26 protein-coding genes and 1 pseudogene are annotated in these 24,143 nt (G+C 67.5%); 15 read left to right on the forward strand and 12 right to left on the reverse strand.

What is annotated here, in order from left to right; all coding sequences use genetic code 11:
• Positions 1-73: 73 nt before the first annotated feature.
• The 3 genes from ACIA76_RS30340 to ACIA76_RS30350 form a co-directional block, all read right to left on the reverse strand.
• The gene (locus ACIA76_RS30340; RefSeq protein ID WP_397156649.1) at positions 74-1,651 is read right to left on the reverse strand and encodes a serine/threonine-protein kinase; all 1,578 of its coding nucleotides are present in this window, start codon (positions 1,649-1,651) and stop codon (positions 74-76) included.
• A gap of 206 nt (positions 1,652-1,857) precedes the next feature.
• Positions 1,858-3,630 carry a penicillin-binding transpeptidase domain-containing protein gene (locus ACIA76_RS30345; protein ID WP_397156651.1) on the reverse strand — a complete coding sequence of 591 codons (1,773 nt, stop codon included), beginning with the start codon at positions 3,628-3,630 and terminating at the stop codon, positions 1,858-1,860.
• A gap of 58 nt (positions 3,631-3,688) precedes the next feature.
• The gene (locus ACIA76_RS30350; protein WP_397156653.1) at positions 3,689-4,555 is read right to left on the reverse strand and encodes an arylamine N-acetyltransferase; all 867 of its coding nucleotides are present in this window, start codon (positions 4,553-4,555) and stop codon (positions 3,689-3,691) included.
• Between the two features lie 76 nt (positions 4,556-4,631).
• On the opposite strand from ACIA76_RS30350, the gene ACIA76_RS30355 reads away from it, so the two are divergent.
• Positions 4,632-5,804 (forward strand): winged helix DNA-binding domain-containing protein, encoded by a 1,173-nt coding sequence (locus ACIA76_RS30355; RefSeq protein WP_397156655.1) that lies wholly within the window; start codon positions 4,632-4,634, stop codon positions 5,802-5,804.
• Between the two features lie 4 nt (positions 5,805-5,808).
• On the opposite strand, the gene nadC is transcribed toward ACIA76_RS30355, so the two are convergent.
• The 3 genes from nadC to nadA form a co-directional block, all read right to left on the reverse strand.
• On the reverse strand, positions 5,809-6,669 hold the full coding sequence (gene nadC / locus ACIA76_RS30360; RefSeq protein WP_397156657.1) for a carboxylating nicotinate-nucleotide diphosphorylase: 861 nt from the start codon (positions 6,667-6,669) through the stop codon (positions 5,809-5,811).
• A gap of 265 nt (positions 6,670-6,934) precedes the next feature.
• The gene (locus ACIA76_RS30365) at positions 6,935-8,542 is read right to left on the reverse strand and encodes an L-aspartate oxidase (RefSeq protein WP_397156659.1); all 1,608 of its coding nucleotides are present in this window, start codon (positions 8,540-8,542) and stop codon (positions 6,935-6,937) included.
• Positions 8,539-9,564, reverse strand: coding sequence for a quinolinate synthase NadA (gene nadA, locus ACIA76_RS30370; RefSeq protein ID WP_397156662.1), 1,026 nt, complete (start codon positions 9,562-9,564; stop codon positions 8,539-8,541). The genes ACIA76_RS30365 and nadA overlap by 4 nt, the downstream gene beginning before the upstream one ends.
• 75 nt (positions 9,565-9,639) lie before the next feature.
• Here nadA and ACIA76_RS30375 point away from each other — a divergent pair, with 75 nt between their 5' ends.
• Positions 9,640-10,398: an NrtR DNA-binding winged helix domain-containing protein gene (locus ACIA76_RS30375; RefSeq protein ID WP_397156663.1), complete on the forward strand. Its 759-nt coding sequence runs from the start codon at positions 9,640-9,642 to the stop codon at positions 10,396-10,398.
• Between the two features lie 92 nt (positions 10,399-10,490).
• On the opposite strand, the gene ACIA76_RS30380 is transcribed toward ACIA76_RS30375, so the two are convergent.
• Positions 10,491-10,898 (reverse strand): MerR family transcriptional regulator, encoded by a 408-nt coding sequence (locus ACIA76_RS30380; protein ID WP_397156665.1) that lies wholly within the window; start codon positions 10,896-10,898, stop codon positions 10,491-10,493.
• Positions 10,899-10,947: 49 nt separating this feature from the next.
• Between ACIA76_RS30380 and ACIA76_RS30385 the strand changes: the two genes are divergently transcribed.
• Positions 10,948-11,829, forward strand: a complete 882-nt coding sequence (locus ACIA76_RS30385) for an NAD(P)-dependent oxidoreductase (RefSeq protein WP_397156667.1) — start codon at positions 10,948-10,950, stop codon at positions 11,827-11,829.
• A gap of 225 nt (positions 11,830-12,054) precedes the next feature.
• On the opposite strand, the gene ACIA76_RS30390 is transcribed toward ACIA76_RS30385, so the two are convergent.
• Both ACIA76_RS30390 and ACIA76_RS30395 read right to left on the reverse strand, forming a co-directional pair.
• On the reverse strand, positions 12,055-12,315 hold the full coding sequence (locus ACIA76_RS30390; RefSeq protein ID WP_397156669.1) for a TetR-like C-terminal domain-containing protein: 261 nt from the start codon (positions 12,313-12,315) through the stop codon (positions 12,055-12,057).
• Positions 12,316-12,365: 50 nt separating this feature from the next.
• Positions 12,366-12,578: pseudogene (locus tag ACIA76_RS30395) on the reverse strand (GrpB family protein); the annotation flags it as partial.
• 169 nt (positions 12,579-12,747) lie between these two features.
• On the opposite strand from ACIA76_RS30395, the gene ACIA76_RS30400 reads away from it, so the two are divergent.
• Complete coding sequence (locus ACIA76_RS30400) at positions 12,748-13,095, forward strand: antibiotic biosynthesis monooxygenase family protein (RefSeq protein ID WP_397156671.1); 348 nt, start codon at positions 12,748-12,750, stop codon at positions 13,093-13,095.
• Between the two features lie 69 nt (positions 13,096-13,164).
• Here ACIA76_RS30400 and ACIA76_RS30405 read toward each other — a convergent pair whose 3' ends face one another.
• Complete coding sequence (locus ACIA76_RS30405; RefSeq protein WP_397156673.1) at positions 13,165-13,548, reverse strand: hypothetical protein; 384 nt, start codon at positions 13,546-13,548, stop codon at positions 13,165-13,167.
• Between the two features lie 141 nt (positions 13,549-13,689).
• On the opposite strand from ACIA76_RS30405, the gene ACIA76_RS30410 reads away from it, so the two are divergent.
• The 6 genes from ACIA76_RS30410 to ACIA76_RS30435 all read left to right on the forward strand — a co-directional run bounded on the left by ACIA76_RS30410 (position 13,690) and on the right by ACIA76_RS30435 (position 17,249).
• Complete coding sequence (locus ACIA76_RS30410) at positions 13,690-14,004, forward strand: WXG100 family type VII secretion target (RefSeq protein ID WP_397156675.1); 315 nt, start codon at positions 13,690-13,692, stop codon at positions 14,002-14,004.
• Positions 14,005-14,301 carry a WXG100 family type VII secretion target gene (locus tag ACIA76_RS30415; protein WP_397156677.1) on the forward strand — a complete coding sequence of 99 codons (297 nt, stop codon included), beginning with the start codon at positions 14,005-14,007 and terminating at the stop codon, positions 14,299-14,301.
• On the forward strand, positions 14,298-15,698 hold the full coding sequence (locus ACIA76_RS30420; RefSeq protein ID WP_397156679.1) for a hypothetical protein: 1,401 nt from the start codon (positions 14,298-14,300) through the stop codon (positions 15,696-15,698). The genes ACIA76_RS30415 and ACIA76_RS30420 overlap by 4 nt, the downstream gene beginning before the upstream one ends.
• 10 nt (positions 15,699-15,708) lie before the next feature.
• Positions 15,709-16,065, forward strand: coding sequence for a hypothetical protein (locus ACIA76_RS30425; protein WP_397156681.1), 357 nt, complete (start codon positions 15,709-15,711; stop codon positions 16,063-16,065).
• A gap of 49 nt (positions 16,066-16,114) precedes the next feature.
• Positions 16,115-16,549 carry a hypothetical protein gene (locus ACIA76_RS30430; RefSeq protein ID WP_397156683.1) on the forward strand — a complete coding sequence of 145 codons (435 nt, stop codon included), beginning with the start codon at positions 16,115-16,117 and terminating at the stop codon, positions 16,547-16,549.
• Between the two features lie 334 nt (positions 16,550-16,883).
• Positions 16,884-17,249 (forward strand): hypothetical protein, encoded by a 366-nt coding sequence (locus ACIA76_RS30435; protein WP_397156685.1) that lies wholly within the window; start codon positions 16,884-16,886, stop codon positions 17,247-17,249.
• Here ACIA76_RS30435 and ACIA76_RS30440 read toward each other — a convergent pair whose 3' ends face one another.
• Positions 17,250-18,446, reverse strand: coding sequence for a dipeptidase (locus tag ACIA76_RS30440; RefSeq protein WP_397156687.1), 1,197 nt, complete (start codon positions 18,444-18,446; stop codon positions 17,250-17,252). It abuts the gene before it with no gap.
• Between the two features lie 132 nt (positions 18,447-18,578).
• Here ACIA76_RS30440 and ACIA76_RS30445 point away from each other — a divergent pair, with 132 nt between their 5' ends.
• Both ACIA76_RS30445 and ACIA76_RS30450 read left to right on the forward strand, forming a co-directional pair.
• A complete protein-coding gene (locus tag ACIA76_RS30445) occupies positions 18,579-18,782 on the forward strand; it encodes a DUF5988 family protein (protein WP_397156689.1) in 204 nt (67 codons plus the stop codon).
• 276 nt (positions 18,783-19,058) lie between these two features.
• A complete protein-coding gene (locus ACIA76_RS30450; RefSeq protein WP_397156691.1) occupies positions 19,059-19,703 on the forward strand; it encodes a DedA family protein in 645 nt (214 codons plus the stop codon).
• Positions 19,704-19,721: 18 nt separating this feature from the next.
• Here the strand turns inward: ACIA76_RS30450 and ACIA76_RS30455 are convergent, their stop codons facing one another.
• Positions 19,722-20,258 carry a DUF1353 domain-containing protein gene (locus ACIA76_RS30455; protein WP_397156693.1) on the reverse strand — a complete coding sequence of 179 codons (537 nt, stop codon included), beginning with the start codon at positions 20,256-20,258 and terminating at the stop codon, positions 19,722-19,724.
• A gap of 258 nt (positions 20,259-20,516) precedes the next feature.
• Here ACIA76_RS30455 and ACIA76_RS30460 point away from each other — a divergent pair, with 258 nt between their 5' ends.
• The 3 genes from ACIA76_RS30460 to ACIA76_RS30470 all read left to right on the forward strand — a co-directional run bounded on the left by ACIA76_RS30460 (position 20,517) and on the right by ACIA76_RS30470 (position 23,992).
• Complete coding sequence (locus ACIA76_RS30460; protein WP_397156695.1) at positions 20,517-23,285, forward strand: PQQ-binding-like beta-propeller repeat protein; 2,769 nt, start codon at positions 20,517-20,519, stop codon at positions 23,283-23,285.
• A gap of 72 nt (positions 23,286-23,357) precedes the next feature.
• Positions 23,358-23,576: a ribbon-helix-helix protein, CopG family gene (locus tag ACIA76_RS30465; protein WP_397156697.1), complete on the forward strand. Its 219-nt coding sequence runs from the start codon at positions 23,358-23,360 to the stop codon at positions 23,574-23,576.
• Entirely contained in the window at positions 23,567-23,992 is a 426-nt protein-coding gene (locus ACIA76_RS30470) for a PIN domain nuclease (protein ID WP_397156699.1), read from the forward strand. The genes ACIA76_RS30465 and ACIA76_RS30470 overlap by 10 nt, the downstream gene beginning before the upstream one ends.
• The last annotated feature ends 151 nt before the right edge of the window (positions 23,993-24,143 follow it).

A 24,143-nucleotide genomic window follows, 5' to 3' on the forward strand; every position in this document is an offset into this window, starting at 1 on the left:
CGGCGGTCCGAGACCACCATTGTCGTCCCGACGGGAGCCGACCGCAGCGCCCACCGGTTCGCTGTGCGGCGCGTTAGGACATGCTGGTCATTCGGGTGTCGCTGTCGATCACCGGATGCCCGCTACTGCCGATGATCACGCGCAGCGCCACCGGCTTGCTCTGGCCGCCTGCGGTCACCTTCGACACCGACATATCCACCGAGCCATCGGAATTGGTGCTCGAGTTGCCGCGGGCGCCCTCGATGCCGCCGTAATTGGTCACCGCATTCTGCGTCCAGTAGGTGACGAACGCCTGCTGGGTGCCGTACACCTGCTGCGCGGCCGGCGTGAGCATGCCCCACGCGGTGGCGGCGGTCTGATTGACCAGCGCGCTGTAGAACGAGTCGATCATATCGGCCGCGTCGCTGACGTTGGCCTTGCCGTTGCTCTTGGTCTGCCCCAGTGCGACCGTGGCCGGGGTGGTGGTTCCGCTGTGCGGCGCACCGCTCGCCGACGGCGAATTGCCCTGCGCGCTGGGCGGATTCGAATCCGATCCGCTGAACATCGCGGCCAGCGCCAGCGCCACGATCACCAGGCCCACCGCGAATCCGCCGATGAACAGCAGCGGCTTGCGGCTGCGCGCCGGGGCGGGTGCGGCCGCGTGCACTGGATGCGAGCGAGTCGGATGCGCGCCGGGCGGGGCCGGGCGGACCCGGGGCATCTCCGGCTCGGAGATCGGCGCGGCGGTGGCCATCATCTCCGCGGTGGAGATATCCGCCTGTGCCGCACGGCGATCCATCGTCCGGGTGGCCTGGCGCCGCACCGGGGGGCGGCGAGTGGCCAGCATATGGGTCGGCTCCGAATCCGCGCCGTAGTCGGCGAAATCGGCCAGGTGATCGCGCACCTCGGGCATGCTCGGCCGATCCTCGGGATCGAAGCTGAGCAGATCCAGCAGCAGATCGGTCAGCGGCCCGGCGTTGCGAGGCTGGCTGAGCTGGCCGTTGGCGGCGGCGTAGAGCAGCGCCAGCGGATTCGGGTTGCTGCCGTAGGGCGGCTCACCCTCGAGCGAGTGGAAAAGCGTTGCGCCCAAGGCGAAGACGTCCGCGGCGGGGGTCGGCTCCGCACCGCGCGCCACCTCGGGCGCGAGATAGGCGGCGGTGCCGGAGATGAGACCGGTCGCGGTGAGCGTCACATCGCCCTTGGCCTTGGAGATGCCGAAGTCGGTGATCTTGACCGTGCCGTTCTCGCCGAGCAGCACATTGCCCGGCTTCACGTCGCGATGCACGATGCCCGCCCGATGCGCGGCGATCAGCGCCGAGGCGACCTGTTCGCCGATGCGCGCGACCTGCGGCAGCGGCAGCGTGCCCTGCGAGGACAGCACTACCGCGAGGCTCTGTGATGCCAGATACTCCATGATCAGGCACGGATCGCCCTCGTGATCGGTGATATCGAAGACCACGATGGCGTTGGGGTGCTGGAAGCGGGCGGCGTTGCGGGCCTCCCGGGAGGCGCGCTGACGCACGATCTCCTTCTCACCCGGCGGCAGGCTGGGCTGGGTGAGAATCTGCTTGATCGCCACCGATCGTTCGAGACGCTCGTCGACGGCACGCCAAACGACGCCTGTGCCGCCGCTACCAATTCGTTCGACCAGGCGGTAATGCCCTGCGATCACTTGGCCGGTTTCGATGGCACTACTCCGAGTTTCTCCGCGATCCATGACTTACCGAGCTGCGGTTGCCCGCGTGTTCCCCGCACGAGTGTAGCGGGCCCGACCGGCCGCTCCGACGCCGGAGTGAGATCTGAGTGAAATATGTCCGACACCTATGCGATGAAGGCGAGATCACTGTGTAATCACCCCGGTATGTTTCGTGACCAACGTCACTTCGACGCGCGGAGGAACCGGCCCGCCGCGTCCACGGCCGGGGTGGAACTGCCCGCGTCGGCGATGAATACCGCCAGCGCCAGATCGCCATCGATGCCGACGAACCAACCGTGCGCATGCTTGTCGTCGATGTACTCCGCGGTACCGGTCTTGCCCAGCATGCCCGGAATGTCACGCAGTCCGGTGGCGGTGCCGTTCGTAATCGTCTCGCGCATCATGGTTTTCACCTGATCGGCGATGGCGGGCGGGAGCGGATCCGGATTGTGGTCGGGCACACCGGGTTTGCCGTTCACGATGGTCGGCGCGGGCACCGAACCGTGCGCGAGCGCCGCGGCGACCAGTGCCATGCCGAACGGGGACGCGGTCACCTTGCCCTGGCCGATCCCCTCCTCCACGCGCAGCGCCGGGGTATCGGCGACGGGCACCTTGCCGGTGACCGTCGTCATACCCGGTGCGGTGTAGTCGATTCCGAGACCCAGTTGCGCGGCCGCCTTGGCCAGGCCGTCCGGCGGGAGGTTCACCGCCAACCGGCCCATCGTGGTGTTGCAGGATTTGGCGAACGCGGTGTGCAGCGGCACCTGACCGAGGTCGAAGTTGTTGTCGTTGGGGATCTGCCGGCCCTCGATGTTCTCCGTGCCCGGGCAGCCCACCACGCTGTCCGGGGTGACCTGACCGGCCTGCAGGGCCGCCGATACGGTGACGGTCTTGAAGGTCGAGCCGGGCGGGTACAGGCCGGTGAGCGCGATCGGGCCCTGCGCGTCGGCGGGTGCGTTCTGGGCCAGCGCCAGCAGATTTCCGGTGGAGGGCTGGATGACGACCAGGGCCGCGGGCGTGGCGATCGGGGCGAGCGCGGCCTCCCCGGCGCGCATCATGCCCATATCGAGGGTGCTCGGGATATCGGTGACCGGCTTGGCGTCCTGACCGCCCACCCGCTGGGTTCCGTTGGCGGTCTGCGCCCGGACCGCCCAACCGGCCGCGTCGTCGGCATCGTGCTGCCACAGATCCGACAGACCCGACAGCGTCGGCGAGGCGAGTGCCTTATCGGTGACCAGCAGCCGGGTCTGCGGGGCGAGGGTCACATTCGCCAGGGCCGAGAGCTGTCCGGAGATCGGGTCCAGATCGGCCGGGCGCAGCCCGATCGCGGTGACGGGTTTACCTGACGCACCGGACAATTCGGACTGCAGCGCCGCCGCGTTGATGCTCGGATCGATCGGATTCAGCAGCGCGGCAACGGCATTCAGATCCGCGCCGGGCGCGACATTGACCAGCGTGACGACCTGCTGGGTGTACAGTTCCGCGCCCGTGCGGTCCAGTACGCGCGCGGCCACCTCCGGATAGACGACGCTGTAGCTCAGCGGGCCCGCGTCCAGCCCGGGCGCGACGGTCGCCGGATTCCAGTGGACCTTCCAGTTGTCACCGGCGCGGACGGCGGTACCGGTGGTCGAATAGGTCCATTGGTTCTTACCGCCCTGGCCGAGCTTCCACGTCGTATTCAGCGTGAAAGTGGCCCCGGCGTCGTTCTTCTCGATGCCGCCGACCTCGACACGCACGTCCTTGCCGAGGCTGTCGAACAGTTTGCCCAGGGTCTCCGCGGCCGGCGCCGGATCGCTGGTGATCGCGGCCGCGGCCGCCGGATCCTCGCGGCCGAGCGCATCGGCGAAGTTGTGCACGGTGCTGTTCAACCGGTCGGTCGCTTTATCTCCCGAACAGGCGGCGAGCGCGAGGGTCGGGGTGGCGAACAGGGCGAACAGCTTCGTACTCGTGCGCACCAACCCGACCCTACCGGCCTTCACAGCTACCGCCCAGAAACGGGCGTTTTGTCGGGTGTCATCGCAGCCACCATCCGGAGGCGAGCCGCTCGGTATCGGCGTCGTCGAGTTCGATATCGAATACCTCGGCCAGGATCTTGGGCAGTTCGGCGGCCTCCAGATCCCTGGACTGCGCTGTGCCGTCCGGATATTCGGTCATCCAGACGGTGCTGTCGAGGATGTGATGAGCGTCGGGACCGAAGCGCTGCACGAAGGGGCGGGTGACGAACGGCGAGCGCGGCGAGGCGGCCACGAAATGGTTGCCGACCGCGTAATCGATGCGGTACTGCGGATTCAGGGTGAAGGTGTGGCGATCGATCCAGCCGCCCTTGGCGAAGTGGTGCAGGGTCCACAGTTCGCTGTCCAGCGCACCGCGGCCGCGCTCCAGCCGGTAGCGCCAGGCGCCCACGGTCACCTCGCCCACGTCCGGATTCAGTTCGAGCGGGGCCAGTGGGCCCGGACCGCCGAAACCGACGTCGCACAGCCAGATCCGCTCATCGTCGGCCGCGGTGACGCGCAGCAGCGCATGGGTGGCCGGGCGCGGCGCACCGGTCGCGCCCATGGTGACCCGGCCGTGTAAACCCGTGACGCCGAAGCCGAGTCGCTCCAGCGCCGCGGCGAACAGGCCCACCTGTTCATAGCACCAGCCACCGCGGCGATGCCGGAAGATCTTGTCCTGCAGCGACTCCGGATCCAGCGGCACGGGGCGGCCGAAGATCGCCTCGAGGTTCTCGAACGGAATCGTGGTGGTATGCGCGTACTGCAGCCCCCGCAAGGTCGCCGGACTCGCGTCCCGTGCGCCGTCGAATCCGATCCGAGCCAGATAGGCGTCGAGATCGAGGGAATCGCCGCCCCAGTGATACTCCGCGTCCACAGGCCTGTTCATGATCATCTCCGTCTCGATCGCCTCGATCGGGTCAACCATGGGCGACCCGGGCATGTTCCAGGGGTAGCATTCGACCATGCGTTCGATTGACGTGAGCGAGCGGCGGGCACGCCTGGCGACGCGGCATCGGCTCGCCCCGGCCCATCGCGTCGCGGACGCGACCGCGATCGCCGAGGCCATGGTCGCCCTGCATGCCACCGACCCCGCGACGGTATATCTGTCGGTGTCCGCGCGCGGTGCCGGACTCGAGCCCGCACACGTGGAAAAGGCGCTGTACGAGGATCGGACGCTGCTGCGCATGCTGGCGATGCGGCGGACGATGTTCGTGGTCCCGGTGGATCTGGCGCCCGCGCTGCAGGTCTCGGTGGCCGATGCCCTGGCCGATAAGCAGCGCCGGACCTACGCGCGGTACCTGGCCGAGGTCGTCGAGGGTGAGGTGGGCGCGTGGCTCGCCGATGTCGAGGCCGAGACGCATCGCGTGCTGCTCGAGCGCGGCAGGGCCACCGGGGCGCAGCTGGGTGCGGCGGTGCCGCGGCTGCGCACTCGGGTCGATACCGCACCCGGCAAGTCGTATTCCAAACCCACCAACATCACCACCTGGGTGCTGATCACCCTCGGCTGCGAAGGCGCGATCGTGCGCGGGCGGCCGAACGGCACGTGGACCAGCAGCCAGTACGTCTGGGAGCCGATCGAATCCTGGCTGCCCGCAGGGATTCCCGTGCTGCCGATCGCGCAGGCGCGCGCGGAACTGGCCCGGCGCTGGCTGTATACCTTCGGGCCCGCGCCGATCGCCGATCTCAAGTGGTGGACCGGCTGGCCCCTGGGTGAGGTGCGAAAGGCCTTGGCACTGTTGGATATCGCCGAGGTCGATCTCGACGGCGCCACCGGCATCGCGCTGGCCGACGATCTCGAGGCGGTGCCCGCCCCCGAACCCTGGGCGGCGCTGTTACCCGCGCTGGATCCGACCCCGATGGGCTGGCAGTCGCGCGAGTGGTTCCTCGGGCCGCACGGGCCGGCGCTGTTCGACACCTTCGGCAATATCGGCCCGACGGTGTGGTGGGACGGCCGGATCGTCGGCGGCTGGGGTCAGCGCAAGGACGGCGAGATCGTCTGGCGGCCTACCGAAGACGTGGGCCGCGAGGCGACGGCGGCCATCGAGGCGGAGGCCGCCCGGGTGCGCGACTGGTTCGGCGAGGTGCGTGCGATTCCCCGGTTCCGCACGCCCCTCGAACGGGAGCTCACCGCCTGAGGGCCTAGAGATCCAGGCCCAGATCCAGCGCGCGCACCGAATGGGTGAGTGCGCCCACGGACAGGTAGTCCACGCCGGTGCGGGCGTATTCGGTGGCGACGTCGAGCGACAGGCCGCCGGAGGATTCGAGTTCGGTCCGCGGCGCGCGGGCATCGCGGCGCTGCACCGCGGCCTGGGTGGCCCAGAGCGGAAAGTTGTCCAGCAGCACCAGTTCCACGCCCTCGGCCAGCACCGCATCGAGCTGATCGAGGCTGTCGACCTCGACCTCACAGGCGATATCCGGGGCCAGTTCGCGCACCGCCCGCAGCGCCGCGACCACCGACCCCGCGGCCACCACGTGATTGTCCTTGATCAGCGCCGCATCGCCGAGACCCATTCGATGATTGACGCCACCACCGGTGCGCACCGCGTACTTCTGCAACGCCCGCAGCCCCGGCAGCGTCTTCCGACTGTCCCGAATCCGGCAGCGCGTCCCCTCGACCGCCTCCACCCACGCCGCGGTCGTGGTCGCGATCCCCGACAGATGCGTCACCAGATTCAACATGGTCCGCTCGGCGACCAACAGCCCCCGAGTAGGAGCCACGACACTGAGCACCGCATCCCCCGGCCCCACCCGCGCCCCCTCCGAAACCCGCCCCGTCACTTCGTAATTCCCCACCCCGATCACCTCATCGAGCACCAACAGCCCGATATCGATCCCGGCCACGGTCCCCACCTGCCGCGAAACCATCTCCGCCTTGACCACGGCCCCCTCGGCCACCGTCGCCACCGTGGTGACATCGGGCCCATACCGCAAATCCTCATCCAACGCGACCCGAATCAGCCGCACCACATCATCGCGATCCAGCCCAGCATCCAACATCATTGCACTCCTACTCGATTCGATACTGCTGTCCACCCATCCCCGCCGCCCATCGCTCCGCGCTGGGCGGCGGGGAACAAAGGGACCGCCGACGTCACGGGGAACAAGGAAGGCCTCCGCGACGAGGGCCGAGGCAGAACGGACGCGTCCTGCCGCTCCAGTCCTGCCGCGCACTGCCCTACTGTCCCTGCCGCGCGCTGCCCCGCCGTCCCCGCCGCGCGCTGCCCCGCCGTCCCCGCCGTGCAGCGCAGCGCGATGCACGGCGGGGTCATGAGGCCCTGGGGACGGCCAAAGTCGACCAGTTGCCGGGGGTTTCGGTGCCCTCGGGGGCCAATTGGGGGCGGGCGTCGGGGCCCAGGCGGAGGGGGAGGGCGCGGTGGAAGTCGGGGCGGGGGGTGGGGTGGTCGGAACGGGCGTGGCTGCCGCGGCTTTCGGTGCGGGCGGCGGCTGCTATCAGGAGGGCGCGGGCCGTCAGGGTCAGGGCCGTGTCCTCGAGGTCGGGGATGGTTTGGGGGACCGAGGGATTCGCGGGGTCGGTGCGCACAAGTTGGAGCAGGCGCAGGACGGCCGCGCGCAGGCCGTCGCCGTCGCGGACGACCGAGGCGTGGTCGGTCATCAAGGCCTGCAGGGCCTTTCGGTCCGTGCGAGGGAAGGACAGGGAGCCTACGTCGGTGATGTGGGCGCGCACGTCGACGCGTTCGGCGGCGGCGGCGCCGGCGCGTTCGCCGACGACCAGGCCCTCGAGCAGGCTGTTGGAGGCCAGTCGGTTCGCGCCGTGCAGGCCCGTGCGGGCGACCTCGCCCGCGGCGTAGAGGCCGGGAACCGTGGTGCGGCCGGAGGTATCGGTGACGACGCCGCCGCATTGGTAATGCGCCGCGGGGGCGACGGGGATGAGATCGCCGCGCGGATCTATCCCGGCGGCCAGGCAGGAGGCGGTGATGGTCGGAAACCGTTGGGGGAAGCCGTCGATCGCGCGGGCGTCGAGATAGACGTGATCGGTCCCGGCCGCCTGCATGCGTGCGGCGATGGCCCGCGAAACCACATCGCGGGGCGCCAGATCGCCGCGCGGATGCACCCCGGCGGTCACCGAACGTCCCTCGTGGTCGACCAGGATCGCACCCTCGCCGCGCACGGCCTCGCTGATCAGCGGGCGTCGCCCCAGACCGCCGGGGGTGAACAGCACCGTCGGATGGAACTGCACGAACTCGAGATCCGCGACGATCGCCCCGGCCCGCAGCGCCAGCGCGACACCGTCGGCCGTAGCGCCGGAGGGATTGGTGCTGCACGCGTACAGCTGCCCCAGCCCACCGGTCGCCAGCAGTACCGCCGGGGCGTGCACCACGCCGAAGCCCTTGTCCGACAAGGCGATCACACCGCGCACGCCGCCGGGCCCGGTCACGATGTCGACCACGGCCGCGCCGAACAGCACCGGCAGCCCGGCCGCGTTCAGCGCCCGCTGCACCTCGGCCCCGGTCGCGTCGCCACCGGCGTGGATGATGCGCCGGGTGCTGTGCCCGCCCTCGCGGGTGCGCGAAATCTGGCCGTCCCGGCCGAGATCGAAGACCGCGCCCAGATCGGTCAGCGCCGCCACCGCGGCGCCGCCGCCCGCCACGATCGAGCGCACCGCCTCCGGATCGCACAGTCCCGCCCCGGCGACCACGGTGTCGTGCACATGCGAATCCACCGAATCGCCCTGCGGGGCAACGACGGCGATACCGCCCTGCGCGTACTGGGTGGAGGTGTCGGTCGGACCGCCCTTGCTCAGGGTGAGCACCCGAAGCCCGCGCAGCGAGGCGGTGCGCGCCGCGGTCAGTCCCGCGACGCCCCCGCCGATCACCACCAGATCGGCCTCGGCCTCCCAGGTGGGCGTGATCATTCTCCGCCGCCGGGATTGCCGATCTCGATCATGCGCTGCACCGACTTACGGCCCGCCGCGGCGGTTTCCGGGTCCACGTGCACCTCGTCGCGCCCCTCGACCAGGCAGCGCAGCAGCGCGGCCGGGGTGATCATCTTCATGTACTTGCACGAGGCGCGGTCGTTGACGGCCTGGAAGTCGATGCCCGGCGCGGCCTTTCGCAGCTGATGCAGCATGCCGATCTCGGTCGCGACCAGCACCTGATTCGACTTCGCGGCCTTGGCGGCGTCGATCATGCCGCCGGTCGACAGGATATGCACCCGGTCGGCCGGGAACGCGCCCTCCCCCGCCAGGTACAGAGCCGATGTGGCGCAACCACATTCGGGATGCACGAACAGCTCGGCATCGGGGTGGCTGCGCGCCTGCTCGGTCAGCTCCTCGCCGTTGATGCCCGCGTGCACATGGCATTCACCGGCCCAGATGTGGATGTTCTCCCGGCCGGTGACCCGCTTGACGTGCGCGCCCAGGAACTGATCCGGCAGGAACAGCACCTCCCGATCGGGATCGATCGAGGCGACCACGTCCACCGCGTTCGACGAGGTGCAGCAGATGTCGGTGAGCGCCTTCACCGCGGCGGTGGTGTTCACATACGACACCACCAGGGCGTCGGGATGCTCATCCTTCCACGCCCGCAATTCCTCGGCGCTGATCGAATCGGCCAGCGAGCAGCCCGCGCGCTGATCCGGAATCAGCACCGTCTTGGCCGGGCTGAGGATCTTCGCCGTCTCGGCCATGAAATGCACACCGCAGAACACGATCGTGTCCTCGGGTGCCTGCGCGGCGATCCGCGACAGCGCCAGCGAGTCGCCGACGTGATCGGCGACATCCTGGATCTCGGGCAGCTGGTAGTTGTGCGCCAGAATCGTCGCATTGCGCTCACGCGCCAGCCGCTTGATCTCGCGCGCCCACTCCGGGGTCGCCTCGACACCCGTGAACCCCGAGGGACCGTCCACTACGTGCCCGGCAAGCATCATCGTCGCCATGGCAGGCTCCTTCCTCATGCGCTCGGCATCCGCGCCGATTCGCATCCACACGGTTTTCGACTTACAATCGAAAACGTGCCCCATAGTAGCACCATTCACGAATCGCTCACCGCCGTGTTCCAGGTTCGTCGCTTTCCGGACATCATCACCGCAGGTCAGAGCGTCAGCGGGCCGGTGGACCCGAACTCGGGACGCCCGGCACCCGGCTGGCACACCGAACTGGCGGTGCTGGCATGGGAGCGGGCAATGGAACCGCAAACCGGGACCTGGTCACTGCCCGGCGGCCGCCTACGCGACGATGAGGATCTCGATGCCTCGGCCCGGCGTCAGCTCGCCGAGAAGGTGGACGTGCGCGAGCTGTGGCACCTCGAACAGCTGTCGGTGTTCAGCGATCCGCACCGCGTACCCGCCCCGCGCCGCATCGCCTCGGCCTATCTGGGCCTGGTCCCCCTGACCGCCGACCCGCAACTCCCCCCGGACACCCGCTGGCATCCGGTCTCCACGCTGCCGCATATGTCCTTCGACCACGGCACGGTAGTCCATCACGCCCGAGCCCGCCTGGCCGCCAAACTCTCCTACACCAATATCGCCTTCGCCCTGGCCCCCGCCCGCTTCACCATCTCCACTCTGCGCGAAATCTACTGCGCCGCACTAGGATACGACGTAGACGCCACCAACCTCCAACGAGTCCTGTCCCGCCGCAAGGTGATCACCCCCACCGGCGCCACCGCCGCCCCCGGCAAAACCGGCGGCCGTCCCGCCGCCGTCTACCGCTACACCGACGACGGCATCCGAGTCACCGACGAATTCGCCGCCCTGCGCCCGCCGGGCTGATATCCGGCGCACTGTTCCCTTGTGCCAACATTTCACTCCAAACGCGCTACAGCCATCGACCTTTTCTCGGTTCCCAGCCAGCACCCAGTTGCTCAGGCGGGGACCGGCTTCAGGTCAGCATTGTCAAAGAGTGGATAGGTCTCGCTGCCCGTTCGCTCGGCCGCATCGATATAGACGGCAAGAGCGTCGCGGGATTGAGCGAGCCTGTCGATCTGGTCGTCCAATCGCTGCAGCCGAGATCGCATGGCGGCCAGTAACTCTGGGCATCCGGGCAGCTTCGGGTCCTCGCCGACCGCGCAGGGCAGCAGGTACGCGATGTCCTCGGAAGACAGACCGGCACCAAGCAGGTGCCGGATCTGCATCACTCGCAGCACCGCGTTCTCGTCGTACTCGCGATAACCGTTCGCACCGCGGTCTGCCTCCAGCAGCCCCTGAGCTTCGTAGTAGCGCAACTGATGAGCGTTGACGCCCGCCCGCCGACTCAATTCCCCGATCAGCATCGAAATCTCCCTTGACCTTCATACCGGTATCAACGTTGATGATGCTTCCATGGAAAACCACGAAACACCTGTGACAGTCATCGGACTCGGACTGATGGGCCAGGCACTTGCCGGCGCGTTCCTGAAAGCCGGGCACCCCACAACCGTGTGGAACCGCACGACCTCCAAGGCCGAGAAGTTGGTGGCCGAGGGTGCACAACTAGCGCCAACGGTTGCCGACGCGCTCGCGGCAAGTTCCCTGACGATCATCTGCCTCACCGACTACCAGGCCGTGCGAGATCTGCTCGGCACCAGCGATATCGAGCTCAACAGCACGACGTTGATCAACCTGACCTCGGGCGACTCGGCCCAGGCCCGCGAAGCCGCCCAATGGGCCGAGCAGCGCGGCGCCCACTACCTGGACGGCGCAATCATGGCCATCCCGTCAGCGATCGGTACCGCCGAGGCAGTGATTCTGCACAGCGGGCCGCAATCAGACTTCGAGGCACACAGTTCAACGCTCGAAGCACTCGGCACCATCACCTACCTCGGTGCAGACCACGGGCTGGCGTCCCTGTACGACATGGCCGGCCTAGCCATGATGTGGAGCATCCTCAACGCCTGGCTCCAAGGCACTGCCATGCTCAGAACGGCCGGTGTCGACGCCACAACATTCGCGCCGTTCGCGCAGCAGATCGCTACCGGCGTAGCCGAATGGCTGCCCGGGTACGCCGAGCAAATCGACAGCGGCTCCTTCCCAGCCGAGGTATCGGCCCTGGAAACCGACGCACGGGCAATGGCACACCTGATCGAGCAGAGCGAGGCGTTGGGCGTCAACGCCGAACTCCCGAAGTTGATCAAGGCAATGGCCGACCGCTCGATCGCCGCCGGACACGGTGCGGAGCAATATCCCGTGCTGATCCAAGAATTCAGCAAATCCAGCAGCAACTGACCGCTCCCGCCGAGGACTGGGTCGCCGCCCATGTCCTGTAGATCCTCACCGGACACGCCGAGGCCACCGCCGACAACATCGCCACCAGAGCCGACTGCCTGGACCCCGAACGCCGGGGCGGCGCCGACATCGCCGTCCGCTATCTACGCCGTCACGCCGAATTCCTGCGTTACGACACCGCTTTGGCTCGTGGCTGACCGATCGCCTCCGGCGTCATCGCTGGAGTCAGTGTTTCAGCAACGAGTTCGCCAGGCGCGCAGCGGTTTCAGCGTCCAACGGGGTGCGGGCGACGGTCAAGCGGTACCAGAGAACGCCGTAGACCTGGTCGATCACCAGTTCCCGGTCGGTCTCGACGGCCAACTCGCCGCGGGCCTGCGCCTGTTCCAGGATTCGATGCAGAATGCCGCGGCGATCACGCGCGAACGCGGCGAGCAATTCCGCGGTGGCGGGATCGGTTTGCCACTGGACACTTCGACGCGATTCCATGATTCGGAGCGGTGCCGGAAACCGGCCGCTTCGAAGCGCGGGATCAGGCGGTCCTCGACGAGGTCGTCCACTCGCACTTGGACATCGTTGCAGTTCTTGGCCGCCAAACCGGGCACAGCAGTCGACCCGATGTGATCAATCCTTCTCGCGGTAGACCCGAGTAGCTCTCCGAGAAGCTCAGCCAGCCGCGCGAATTCGACCGGCCACTGCGGCTGGTATGGCCGCACCACCACCCCGTCCGAGTATTCATCCGGAAACGGCACGGTTCGCAGGCTATCGAGAGACGATCACCCCACGCGGCACAGGCGTCGACGACGAGCAGAATTCGCGCGGATCCGCGTCAGTCAGTAACGGGAAATAGGGTTGTGGGTTCAGGTGGGTGTGCGAGATCGTTTGAGGCGACGCTCCCGTCGTTGCCTGTTGGAGGACCTCGTGGCTGATCTTGTGCCCGCATCGCTGCCCGCCCCGCCCTATTACGCGGTGGTGTTCACTTCCGTGCGGACCGCTGGTGACGAGGGGTATGGGGACAGGGCCGAGCGGATGCTGAAACTGGCTGCCGACCAGCCGGGTTTCCTCGGCGTCGATTCGGCTCGCGGCACGGACGGTCTGGGGATCACGGTGTCGTACTGGAGCGACGAGGAGTCGATCGCGGCCTGGCGGGGTCACGCGGAGCACGCGCTGACCCGTGCGCATGGGCGCGAGCACTGGTATGCCTCCTTCGCGGTCCACGTGGCCAAGGTCGAGCGCGCCTACGGGTTCCTCCGCCCGGCAGATCTGTAGATGAGACCACTTGCCGCCGTGATGATTTCCGCCGCTGCTGTGACGCTCGCGGGGTGCCGTTGGTGCTGATCACCAGATGACGACGCCACCGCCGACGCCAAGAGCGCGCCCTGCCGCGATCTGAATAGTGGCCAGGCTGGCTGCGACCGCATCGATCACCGTCAGATGTGTCGCATCGGGCCACGGCGGGTGCGGGAACGGCGCGATCGCGCTGAGATTGTGGCTGAGCCTGGCGCATTCACCCGCGAACTCCAGTATCTCGTCCGGCTCGACCCACAGATTATCCTCGGCCAGGACCGGGAAGAACCGCGCGCCCAGCTCGCGGACGGCCGCATTACCCCATACTTCGGTGCGCCAGCGCTCGAACCCGGCAAGGTCCATCCACCCCTCAGGCGCATCGAGGAACGACGCCTCGCCGTCCCGACGAGTAAAGACGTGCACGGTCAGGCTCACGACAGCACTGAATCACACCCGTAGGTGGCGGCTCGAGTGACTGGTGTGTGTCCTCCTGCTTCACGATGGAACCACCTCGGCATCGGGTGCGTCATATAGTGCGAGGGGCGATCGCTCGGGCATGAGAGTCGAGGGGGCGAGATGGCGGACCGGGCGGAAATGGATCCGGCCGAGGTCCACGACACTGCGGGGTGGCTGGAGACCTCGGCACGGGAATTCACCGACGAGCTGGACAAGCTGATGCGCGAGGTCCACGCGTTCATCGGCGGCGACTGGCAGGGTGGCGCAGCCGGTACTCACCACGAGGCGTGGACCGAATGGGAACAGGGGGCCCGCCAGGTCATCGCCGGGCTGGAACACGACGCTGCCGCTCTGCATCACATTGCGAACGCGGCTGTGAGCACCGACCGAGGCAACGCGGACGGGATCGGCGGCGCCGGGCTGGGGGTCGGGTAGGTGGACACCAGCAACTACCGCGTCGACCTGGATGGCATGCAAGCTCTGATCGACAAGGCCGCCGGTCTGGAGAAGCGCATCGAGGACCGGCTCGGCGAGATCCGCAAGCGGATCGCCGATTTGCACATCACTTGGGTTGGTGACGCGGCCCACGCGCACGCCAGCGCCTCCGCAGAGTGGGCTACTGGTGCGGCGGAGATGAACACCGCGCTCGGCGAGCTCCGCCAAGCCCTCGACCGCGCCCGTGCGGCGTATCACGCGGTCGGGCCCACGAACCACGCCATGTGGCCGCGATGACCGCGCCGACGGTGCCGCTGATCGTTTGTCGCGGCGACGAATATCATTCCGCGGGCGAGGTTTTCGGTCAGATGGCCACCGATACGCTGACGACGCATTCCGGGTTGGTAACCGTGCTGACCAATTATGCGGGTATGGCTGGTGACGACAGCGTCGGTGCGCAGTGGGCGAGCTCGTACAACGAAGCCGCCCAACTGGCCGTCTCGACCTCGTCGAAACTGACCACCTCGTGCGGGCAGGTCCGCGACATCATCCTGGTCAGCGCCTACAACCATCAGGTCGCCGAAACCACCGCCCACCTGAAGGATTCACCACCACCGCCCCCACCGCAGCTGCTGCCCGACCCCTGCCCACCCGAGACCGTACCGTCAGCGGCCGGGAACGGGATCCCCGAACCATTCGGGTGGTCGATCATCAAAGACGCCGTCGGGATGGCCTGGCCGGACGGGCACCAGGACCAGCTCAATGCCGCTGCCGCAGCCTGGTACACCACCGCCGGGGACTACCGCACCATCGCCGGGCAAACCCCGCAAGCGGTCGAGCTGCTCCGCAATCAGCAGTCCCCCGAGATCGACGTCGCGGTCCAAACCTGCACCGACCGGCAAGCCGATCTGACCGCGCTGGCCGATGTCTGCCAAACTCTCGGCGACGCATGCGGCAACTACGCCCACCACCTCGACGAGGCACACAGCCAGATCCTCCACGAACTCCGCGAGCTCGCCATCGAAACCGCCGCCGGGGAAGCCGCTTTCGCGATCCTGATCCCGTTCACCGGGAGCCTGTCGGAATGGATCGGCAACAGTGCCTTGGCCGCCCGGATCGCGACCAAAGCCCGCCGGATCGCGACCATCATTGCCGAACTCGCGGCCAAAGCAGCGAAGATCGTCACCGACGCCATCAAACCACTGGTCGAGCGGATAAAGCCGCTGTGGGAACGCATCCGGAAATGGGTAGCCGAGGCCAGGACCAAGCTTTCTCGGGCGGACAAGGGCGAGAAGGGGCCATCGGGGAAGCCGCCGGTCAAGCGCGGAAATATAGACGAATCAGCAAAGCAGTTCAGCCCTGAGGAGCGAAAGATCGCTGATCTCCTCGCAGAGGAGGGTAAGGAAGTCAAAGCCGTCAAGGAGTCCAACGCTCAGCGCACACCCGATGCTGAAGTCGATGGACACCCCACCGAATTCAAGACAATGAGCCCGGGCGCTACCAATACCAACGTTAGAAATGCTTTGAACAGCGCGAAAGGGCAGGCCGACACAGCTATTATCGATGGACGCGGTAGTGGCCTGACCCAGGACGAGGCGCAACGAGGCGTGAATCGCTTCCTCGGCGCCAACCCTGCTGGAAGAATGACAAGCATTCGAATCGTCGGTGACGGATGGGAGATCCGGTGGCCTTAGGGAGTGAGTCATGACCGCTTATCACGAAATATTTGTAAACACCGACAAGTCTGAGCAGGCCCTTGTTCATGATATCAGCGCTGCCGCCGGTGCTACGCTTAGGCACATTTCGTCGATAAACGATGCTCCGTCTTATCGAGGGGATCTGGGACACTCGGTGATCGAGCTCGAGATGGCCCACGAGTTCGAAGGCGTGCCGGAAATGCCTTTCGAGCAGTACTCGGCGCTTGTCACGGTCAGGGACCTTGATGCAGACAAGGAGCGCGAGAAGGAAACCGCTCAGGGCATCTTCGAGCGTCTTCAGGCAATCGGCGGATACGACTTGCTGCTGGTATTCGACTTCCAGCGGCTTCTCGCGAAGTCATGACTGCATCGAGCACCTGGCGGATGTTGCTGGACGTGGGGGTCGCGGAGTGATGACAGACATGCAGGCATGGGAGCAGCAGCTTCAGCACGACCTCACCGAGATCCGCCGCGACAACCAGCGACTCATCAAGGCCTCAGCCACCCTCCGCGGCCGCGGCGAGGTGCGCGGCGTGATCGTCGAGATCGACGCCAGCGGCGATATCACCGATTTGCAGATCGCACCCGCCGCGATGCGATGGTCCAGCGGCCAACTCAGCCAGGCCCTCATCGACTGCCACCAAAAGGCCCGCGCCGACGCGAAGGCCAAAGCCGAACGGCTGATCGACACAGCGGACCCACGCATCCGCGAACAACTTCGACAGGCACGAGAGGCATCCACCGGGCCGGAGCCCGAACATCATCGCTCCAGGACCGAGGAAGAAATCCAGGCTGCCGATGACGCCTACTTCGAACGCATGAACCGCCACGGCTGGCGAACCGACTGAGTAGTCATGCGCCTCTTCCTTGCCGAAGCAGGCCTCAGCGAATGCGTCCGCGCACATCAAGATTGCCTGCCGAGTCTCGGCACGTTCCTGTTGCTGCTGTGTGCCGCCGCGTTCGTCCTGCCGATCTGGCTGATCTGGTCGGTTCACGCGAGCGCCGCGGTGACCAGTGCGCGGCTCCCTCGCATGGCGTCTGACTCGGCGGTAAGGGCCGCGTTTACGACATACGGTCGGGCACTTTGCGACAACGGCATCGGTGGATCGGTGCGCTCTGGTATTGAGGAACAAGCGCTGGAAGCCGTTGTGCGACTGAGTGGCCCGACTGGAAGGTATGCCGGTGACGGGGGAACGGTTCGACGAGGAGTCGGGGCTGGAGGCGCTCGGCCGTGTCCGTCATTGGTATGGGCAGCTACCGGGCGTGGGCGCGAATTCTGCCGAGCGCGAGGAGATCATCACGTACATGCTGGTCGCCGCCGCCGAGGCGCTGACCTTCGGCATGGACGAACACGCCGTGCAGGCGGCGGGGAACTACACGGCCCGGCAGATGACCGAGGTCCGCGCGGTGGCCGCCGAGATTCATGAGGACGACGAAGAGATCGAGCGTGAATCCCGGACGACCACCAACGGCGGGCAGCGGCCGCGGTCGATCCCGGCCGACGACGGGCGACGCGATCCGGACAGACCGTATCTGCGGCTGCTCTGATCAGCCGTTGCCGTCGAGCTGATCGATGGTGGCGATCGAGGGACTGCGGGTGGCCTGGAGATCGCGGGCGACGTCCTCGACGGCCCGCAGCACGCGGACCGCGTTATGCCAGGTGAGTTGTGCGATATCGGAATCCGACCAGCCGCGGCCCAGCAGTTCGGCGACGAGGTTCGGATAACCCGAGACGTCGTCCAGGCCCGAGGTGACGAAGGCGGTGCCGTCGAAATCGCCGCCGATGCCGATATGGTCGATGCCCGCGATCTCGCGCATATGGTCGAGATGGTCGGCGATGGTCGCGACCGTGGGTTCGGGACGCGGATCGGCGGCCTCGAAGGCGCGCTGGCAGGCCAGGCCCGCAGGACTGGTGTCCAGCGGATGGAAGCCGTGCGTGACCATATTCTCATCCGCCGCGGCGGTCCAGGAAATCGCCTCGGGGAGAACGAATTTCGGGACGAAGGTCACCATGGCGACGCCGCCGTTGACGGGCAGCTGGGCCAGTACGTCGTCGGGGATGTTGCGCGGATGGTCGCACAGGGCACGCGCCGAGGAATGCGAAAAGATCACGGGCGCTTCGGATATCGCGATCGCCGCACGCATCGTGTCGGGCGAGACGTGGGACAGGTCGACCATCATGCCGAGCCGGTTCATCTCCCGCACCACCTCGTCGCCGAATGCGGTGAGCCCACCGGCCTTCGGTTCATCGGTCGCCGAATCCGCCCATGGCACATTGTCGTTGTGGGTGAGCGTCATATAGCGCACGCCGAGCCGATACAGCGCGCGCAGCGTCGCGAGCGAACAGTCGATGCTGTGCCCGCCCTCGGCGCCCAGTAGCGAGGCGATCCGGCCGGCCGCGCGGGCCGTCTCCATATCGTCGGCCGTGTAGGCCGCCCGCAGCTGATCGGGGAAGCGCTCGACCAGCATTCGCACGAAGTCGATCTGCTCGAGCGTCGCGCTGACCGCGCGATCCCCGGCCAGGCTGCTGGGCACGTACACCGACCAGAACTGCGCGCCGACCCCACCGGCCCGCAGCCGATCCAGATCGGTGTGCAACCGGCCGGTCTGATCGGCGGCCAGATCGACGGCGTCCAGGTCGTAGCGGGCGAGCTTACGCATCGACCACGGCAGGTCGTTGTGGCCGTCCACAACCGGGGCAGCGCTGAGCAGGGCACGGGCCCGCTCGATCAGTTCGGGTGTCATCGCTCCGTTGTATACCCTCGCTCAGCGGGCCGCCGATCAACGACACGCCCGAGCCGGACAACGCCGCGAGAACTCCAGCGCCCGAATCGATTCCGCGTCGAAGCCGTCAGGGCCGCGCGCATACTTCGGGGCATGACAGGTGTGAAGGCTTATCTCGAGGGCGGCCCGGACGCACTGCCCGAGCGTATCGTCGCGATCACGCCGCCGGGTATCGAGCTGAAGGTCCCCTTTCGCGGCGGCTACGAGCATTTCAAGGCCACGCCGCGGCATGCCGAGACCGAGCAGGGGCGGCTGCCGGTATTCGAGTGGTGCGATCGGACCAGGGTCGCCGAGTAACCGCTCAGCATCCGTCGCGTTTGCGATGTTTGACCGTCCGGCGGTAGGCCCGGTTACTCGCAACCGGTTGGGCCGCAGCGGATCTGCGTAGCTCGTGGCGGCGGCGCCATGCCGTGAGGCCGGCGCGTTCGGTAGGCTGCGTCGTCTCGGGGGCGGGCCGCTGCGTCGTTCCGGTCATCGCCGAACCTCCTCTCCTGGTCAATCGTCCACGGTAATCGCCGACGAGCGGCGCTGCCAGTGAGTTTCACCTCCGCCGGACCGGGTACGGTGGCCGACATGGACTCGCTGATGCATCGAATCCTCGATATCTCCCCGGTGTGGGTGTACGTGATCGTCACCCTGCTGGTGTTCGCCGAGGACGCGATCTTCATCGGCTTCATCATTCCCGGCGAGACGGCCGCGGTGCTCGGCGGCGTGGCGGCGAGTCAGCATCATGTGGTGCTGTGGGCGATGATCCTGTTGGTGGTCGCCGCGGCCATCGTCGGCGACAGCGTGGGGTACGAGGTCGGCAAGCATCTCGGCACGCGGCTGCTGGGCGCGTCGATTCTGGATCGCCATCGCGGCCGTCTGGACAAAGCGCAGGACTTCCTGGCCCGCCGCGGCGGCTGGGCGGTGTTCCTGGGTCGCTGGACCGCCTTCTTCCGCGCCGTGATGCCCGCGCTGGCGGGCACCGCGCGGATGCCGTATCCGAAGTTCCTGGCCTACAACGCCACCGGCGGCATCGTCTGGGGCATCACCTTCGTCGTGCTCGGCTTCGTGGCGGGCCAGTCCTATGAGGCGGTGGCCAAGACCGTGGGCCGTACGGCGGCGATCGTCGTGGTCGTGCTCGTGATCGCGGCCCTGATCGTGTGGAAGCTGCGCGAGCGCCACCGCGAGCAGACGCTGGAGCAGCGGTACGAGGCCGCGCACAAACCCGAATAGCGCTGCGCCGCAACCGATTCACTCGGTCATGGTGGCCTTCGGCCTGGGCAGCGGGATACGCACTCCCCCGGCGATCCGGCCGCCGAGCCAGAACGCCGACTCCACCAGCCAGAACAGCAGCAGCCACAGCTGGACCACCACGACCGGCACCGCCAGAAACAGCACCGACAGCGCCGCCACGAGCAGGAAGCGCCCCACATCCAGCGGCGTCGCGCCCGCCAGCCGGGACGCGGCCCGCACGCCGGTCCACATCATCCAGCGCTGTGGCAGGGAGACGCCGCATTCGCGCAGCACGCGCCGGAACAGCCCGTCGGCATCCTTGGGGCTCACCACCGCGGTGCGGCACAGATAGTCGTGCAGGATCGCCGCGCGGGTATAGGCGCCGTAGCGGGGAATCAACCACACCAGAACCCTGGGGACGGAAGCGAAGTCCGTGCGGAACCCGGCCGGGATCACGAACCACTGCCGCTTGCCCAGATAGACGATCGGCTCGCATACGAGCCACCACACGGCGTCGATCTCCTCGACCACCGGACCGTCCCCGATGAAGCCCATGCGCACCCCCGAACCTCGCCTGACCTCAGGTTACGACCCGCGCGAACACATTTCGGCACCCATTCGGACAAGATCCCGGCGTCGAACATGGGGAATGGCAACCACTCCGGAAACGGGAGGGCGCCGGGGCAGGGGGTTCGGCGAACATCGGTGGTACGGCAGGCGAACTGTGGCGGTGGGCGGGGTCGAGATGGGCGGAAGTCCCATAGTTTTCGTCTCGTGTGGAGATGTCTGATTTGCCTGTTTATCGGATTGCTGATGGCCGGGGGTGCCGCGCCCGCGCAGGCCGCGGAGGCGTCGGTCGAGGCGCGGGGCACGGTGTTCGCCGATCGCAACGGCAACGGCGTGCGCGATGTCGGCGAGCAGGGGTTGGCCGGCGTGTCCGTCACGGACGGATCCGTCTGGGCGACAACGGGAAAGGACGGCGGGTATCGGCTGCGCATCGATCCGAGTCGCCGTGAGACCGATCTGATCCAGATCGTGTCGCCGGACGGGTACACCCCGGTGTTGCGCGAGGACTTCGTGCCGCGGTACTTCCGCAAGCTGGCCGACGGCATGGCCCGGCAGGACGGGATCGACTTCGCCCTGGTTCCCGACTCCCATGCGGCCGATCCGCGCGAGACGTGGCTCATGCTGTCCGACAGCGAAACCGACAACCGCAGCGATACCTCCGCGGCGGCCACGCAGGCCCAGTGGACCGGGCAGGTCGAGGCGATGGCGCGCGACCGGCAGGCCACCGTCGCCATCGCGACCGGCGACCTCACCGTCACCGACTACACCGCGCCCGAGCGCCGCCAGGGCAGCTACGACATCCTGCGCACCGGGCTGGCCAAGGGCCGCCTCGGCCGTCCGTTCTATCCGGTCATGGGTAATCACGATGCGGGCGGAACCGGCAGTGCGCGAGGCTATTCCGCGAATATGGAGATCTATCGGCGCAATATGGGCCCGGAGTGGTACAGCTTCGACCGCAACGGCCGCCATATCGTGGTGCTCGAGGACAACTACGACACCTCCGGGCTGGCTCCCCAATTGGACTGGCTCCGAACGGATCTGAGCCGCCACGCCAAGGGCAGACAGGTATTCGTCTTCGCCCACCGCTCACTGTTCACCAAATACGGTGCGGGACAGGCCATTCAACCGATCGTCGACGAGCTGGCCAAATACGATACGCGGATGTTCGCCGCGGGCCACGATCAGCAGACCGAATTCCGCCGCGGCGCGTTCCCGCGCTCGGTGGAGGTGAACAACATGGGCGCGACCTACGGAATCGACGGCGCGCGACCGGGTTACAAGCTCATGGACTTCGCCGCGATCACCGACAACCCGATGACACCGGCGAACGAGGACACCGGTTATGTCTCCGGCACACACCGGCAATTCTTCGTGCGCGACCGCGCGGCCCTGGTCAGCCCCGCCCCGGACAGCGTCCATCGCGGCGACATCCCGATTCCGGTGGACCTCTACGCCGAGGACGCCGGACGCACCCCGGCCGATGCCCGGGTCCGGATCCGCGACGAGCGAGGCCTCGAGGTGTGGGGCGCACAGCTGCGCTTCGGTGTCACCACCGCCCGGCCCGACCGGGTGAACTGCTACACCCCACCCGGCGGACGCGCCGAACCCTGCCCCGCGCCGCAGGCCAACTGGGCCACCGCACACGGCAGTATCCCGGGGCTGCGACCCGGGACATATCGCATCGAGGCGTCGACGACCGGCGCGGCCGGTGAGACCTGGCCCGTCACGCAGGGCACTTTCCGTGTGGCACAACAGGATCGGATGCCACCCCCGGCGCGCGGCGGGGAGTGGCCACGCCAGGGCGGCGACGAATCCGGCGGATCCACCGCGGCGTCGGATCCGGGCGCGGTGCTGGATCAGCGATGGTCGGCCAATACCGGTGAGCATTTCGGCCTCGACGGCGCGGCCGTGGCCGGGGATACCGTGATCGTGACCTCGCAGGCCTACGCCTCCCCGTACAACCAGGTGCTGGCCTATCAGCGCGATACCGGCCGGGAGCTGTGGCGGACCTATGTGGACGGCGACGCCGAATCCTTCCCCACCGTGCACGACGGCCGGGTGTATCTCACCACCGGTGTCGGCCGGGTCTACGCGCTCGCCGCGGATACCGGTGCGGTGGTGTGGGAGACGATCGACGACGAGCACCGCACCGGCGCCACCGTGCGCCGCTACGGCCGGGCGGGCGGACCGGTCAGCGTCTTCGATCTCCCGGGGTCCGACCATGCGGTCGCGGTCTATCAGCAGTACGACCGAATCGTATGCCGCGACGCCGCGACCGGTAGCCAGCGACCCGGCGGCTTCACCGCACCCGCGGGCTGGGGCGAATTCCATGGAACCGCGGTGCGCGAGGCGAATTCGACCACGGCCTACCTCCATTCCGGATCGAGCCAGACCCTCCTCGCCATGGACCTGACCACCTGCACCCAGCGATTCTCCGTCGACACCAAGGGCGGCCTGTACAGCCACTCCTCCCCCGCGCTCACCGAGGGAGCCCGGCAACTGATCACCATGACCGCCGGCGGCGTCACCGGCCACGACCCGCGCGACGGCCACGCCCTCTGGCACGCCGACATCCCCGGCAGCGCCTGCGAACCCGGGCCGCCCCCGATCACCAGCCCCGCGGTCCGGGGGCAGCTGATCTACGTCGCCTCGATCGACGGCATGGTCCGCGCCTTCGACACCCTGGCGAGCGATCCGGCAAAACCGCTGTGGGAGACCGCCGTCGGCTATCTGCCCGGCACGGGCCCGCTCGACGACCCCGCGCGCGTGGCGGCGGGCTGCACGGCCGCACCGAACGCACCCGCGATGCACGCGCTGACCACCGAAACCATGATCTACGCGGGCACCTGGGACGGCCGGGTCGTGGCGCTGGACCGCGGCACCGGAAAACTGTTGCACCAGTACGATCTCGGCGGCGCGGTGGCCTCGGCGATGTCGGTGACCGGCGACTGGCTGTTCGCCCTCACCACCGACGGCACCGTCCATGCCCTGGCCCGACGCCCGGCCGAGGCCTGATACGTCAGCTACTAGGAACCACTATTCCTCCACACAGACCAATGATATCGTTGATATCAGGAGGTGGAAGAGATGACAGATATCCTGATCCGGGATGTTCCCGAGGCGGCGATCGAGGAGATCGATCGGCGTGCCCGAGACTTGGGCGTGTCTCGGAGCGAGTTTCTTCGGCGCTGGCTCAGTAGCGACTTCCGGCCGGCGGTCGCTGTCACGACTCGCGATCTCAGTCGCCTCGGCGAGCTCGCACAAGATCTGAACAACCCCGACGTCATGGGTCAAGCATGGTCGTGAGCAGTCGCCCTTGGTTGATCGATAAATCGGCCTTGGTTCGGCTCGGCCTATCCTCCGACGCGCATGAATGGGCCGAGCGAATCGAGCGCGGCCTCGTGCGCATAGCCACGGTCACCTTGCTGGAGGCCGGCTACTCCGCAAGATCCACGACAGACCTCGCCGAACTCCTCGATCTCCCACCACTGGCCCGGATGCCGGTGGAATACATGACACCGGCCGCCGAGGATCGAGCGGTCGAGGTACTGCGTGCTCTCGCAGACCACGGCCACCACCGCGCACCGTCGATTCCCGACCTGTTGATCGCAGCGACCGCAGAGCAGGCAAAACTCGTAGTCCTCCACGCCGATAAGGACTTTGAGCTCATCGCCGAAATCACCGGACAGCCAGTCGAACGGCTCCGCTTCAACTCACCCTGAATCCCGCCGAAGAACAGGTCCGACTACACATTGAATCGGAACGCCACTACCTTGACATGCAATATCTGCACGTCAAACGCCCTGCTCACATTCGACTCACATTCCGAAGCCGAATAACCTCTGCGTGCGGAGCACCGATTCGAGCTGCGCC

Source organism: Nocardia sp. NPDC051570 (genome assembly GCF_044454005.1).
GTDB lineage: Bacteria > Actinomycetota > Actinomycetes > Mycobacteriales > Mycobacteriaceae > Nocardia.

Coding starts and splice junctions, on each gene's coding strand:
- ACIA76_RS30350 (WP_397156653.1), bottom strand. CDS start 4,555: ATGAACAGGCCTGTGGACGCGGAGTATCACTGGGGCGGCGATTCCCTC.
- ACIA76_RS30355 (WP_397156655.1), top strand. CDS start 4,632: ATGCGTTCGATTGACGTGAGCGAGCGGCGGGCACGCCTGGCGACGCGG.
- nadC (WP_397156657.1), bottom strand. CDS start 6,669: ATGATGTTGGATGCTGGGCTGGATCGCGATGATGTGGTGCGGCTGATT.
- ACIA76_RS30365 (WP_397156659.1), bottom strand. CDS start 8,542: ATGATCACGCCCACCTGGGAGGCCGAGGCCGATCTGGTGGTGATCGGC.
- nadA (WP_397156662.1), bottom strand. CDS start 9,564: ATGGCGACGATGATGCTTGCCGGGCACGTAGTGGACGGTCCCTCGGGG.
- ACIA76_RS30380 (WP_397156665.1), bottom strand. CDS start 10,898: ATGCTGATCGGGGAATTGAGTCGGCGGGCGGGCGTCAACGCTCATCAG.
- ACIA76_RS30385 (WP_397156667.1), top strand. CDS start 10,948: ATGGAAAACCACGAAACACCTGTGACAGTCATCGGACTCGGACTGATG.
- ACIA76_RS30390 (WP_397156669.1), bottom strand. CDS start 12,315: ATGGAATCGCGTCGAAGTGTCCAGTGGCAAACCGATCCCGCCACCGCG.
- ACIA76_RS30410 (WP_397156675.1), top strand. CDS start 13,690: ATGGCGGACCGGGCGGAAATGGATCCGGCCGAGGTCCACGACACTGCG.
- ACIA76_RS30420 (WP_397156679.1), top strand. CDS start 14,298: ATGACCGCGCCGACGGTGCCGCTGATCGTTTGTCGCGGCGACGAATAT.
- ACIA76_RS30425 (WP_397156681.1), top strand. CDS start 15,709: ATGACCGCTTATCACGAAATATTTGTAAACACCGACAAGTCTGAGCAG.
- ACIA76_RS30430 (WP_397156683.1), top strand. CDS start 16,115: ATGACAGACATGCAGGCATGGGAGCAGCAGCTTCAGCACGACCTCACC.
- ACIA76_RS30440 (WP_397156687.1), bottom strand. CDS start 18,446: ATGACACCCGAACTGATCGAGCGGGCCCGTGCCCTGCTCAGCGCTGCC.
- ACIA76_RS30445 (WP_397156689.1), top strand. CDS start 18,579: ATGACAGGTGTGAAGGCTTATCTCGAGGGCGGCCCGGACGCACTGCCC.
- ACIA76_RS30450 (WP_397156691.1), top strand. CDS start 19,059: ATGGACTCGCTGATGCATCGAATCCTCGATATCTCCCCGGTGTGGGTG.
- ACIA76_RS30455 (WP_397156693.1), bottom strand. CDS start 20,258: ATGGGCTTCATCGGGGACGGTCCGGTGGTCGAGGAGATCGACGCCGTG.
- ACIA76_RS30460 (WP_397156695.1), top strand. CDS start 20,517: ATGGCCGGGGGTGCCGCGCCCGCGCAGGCCGCGGAGGCGTCGGTCGAG.
- ACIA76_RS30465 (WP_397156697.1), top strand. CDS start 23,358: ATGACAGATATCCTGATCCGGGATGTTCCCGAGGCGGCGATCGAGGAG.
- ACIA76_RS30470 (WP_397156699.1), top strand. CDS start 23,567: ATGGTCGTGAGCAGTCGCCCTTGGTTGATCGATAAATCGGCCTTGGTT.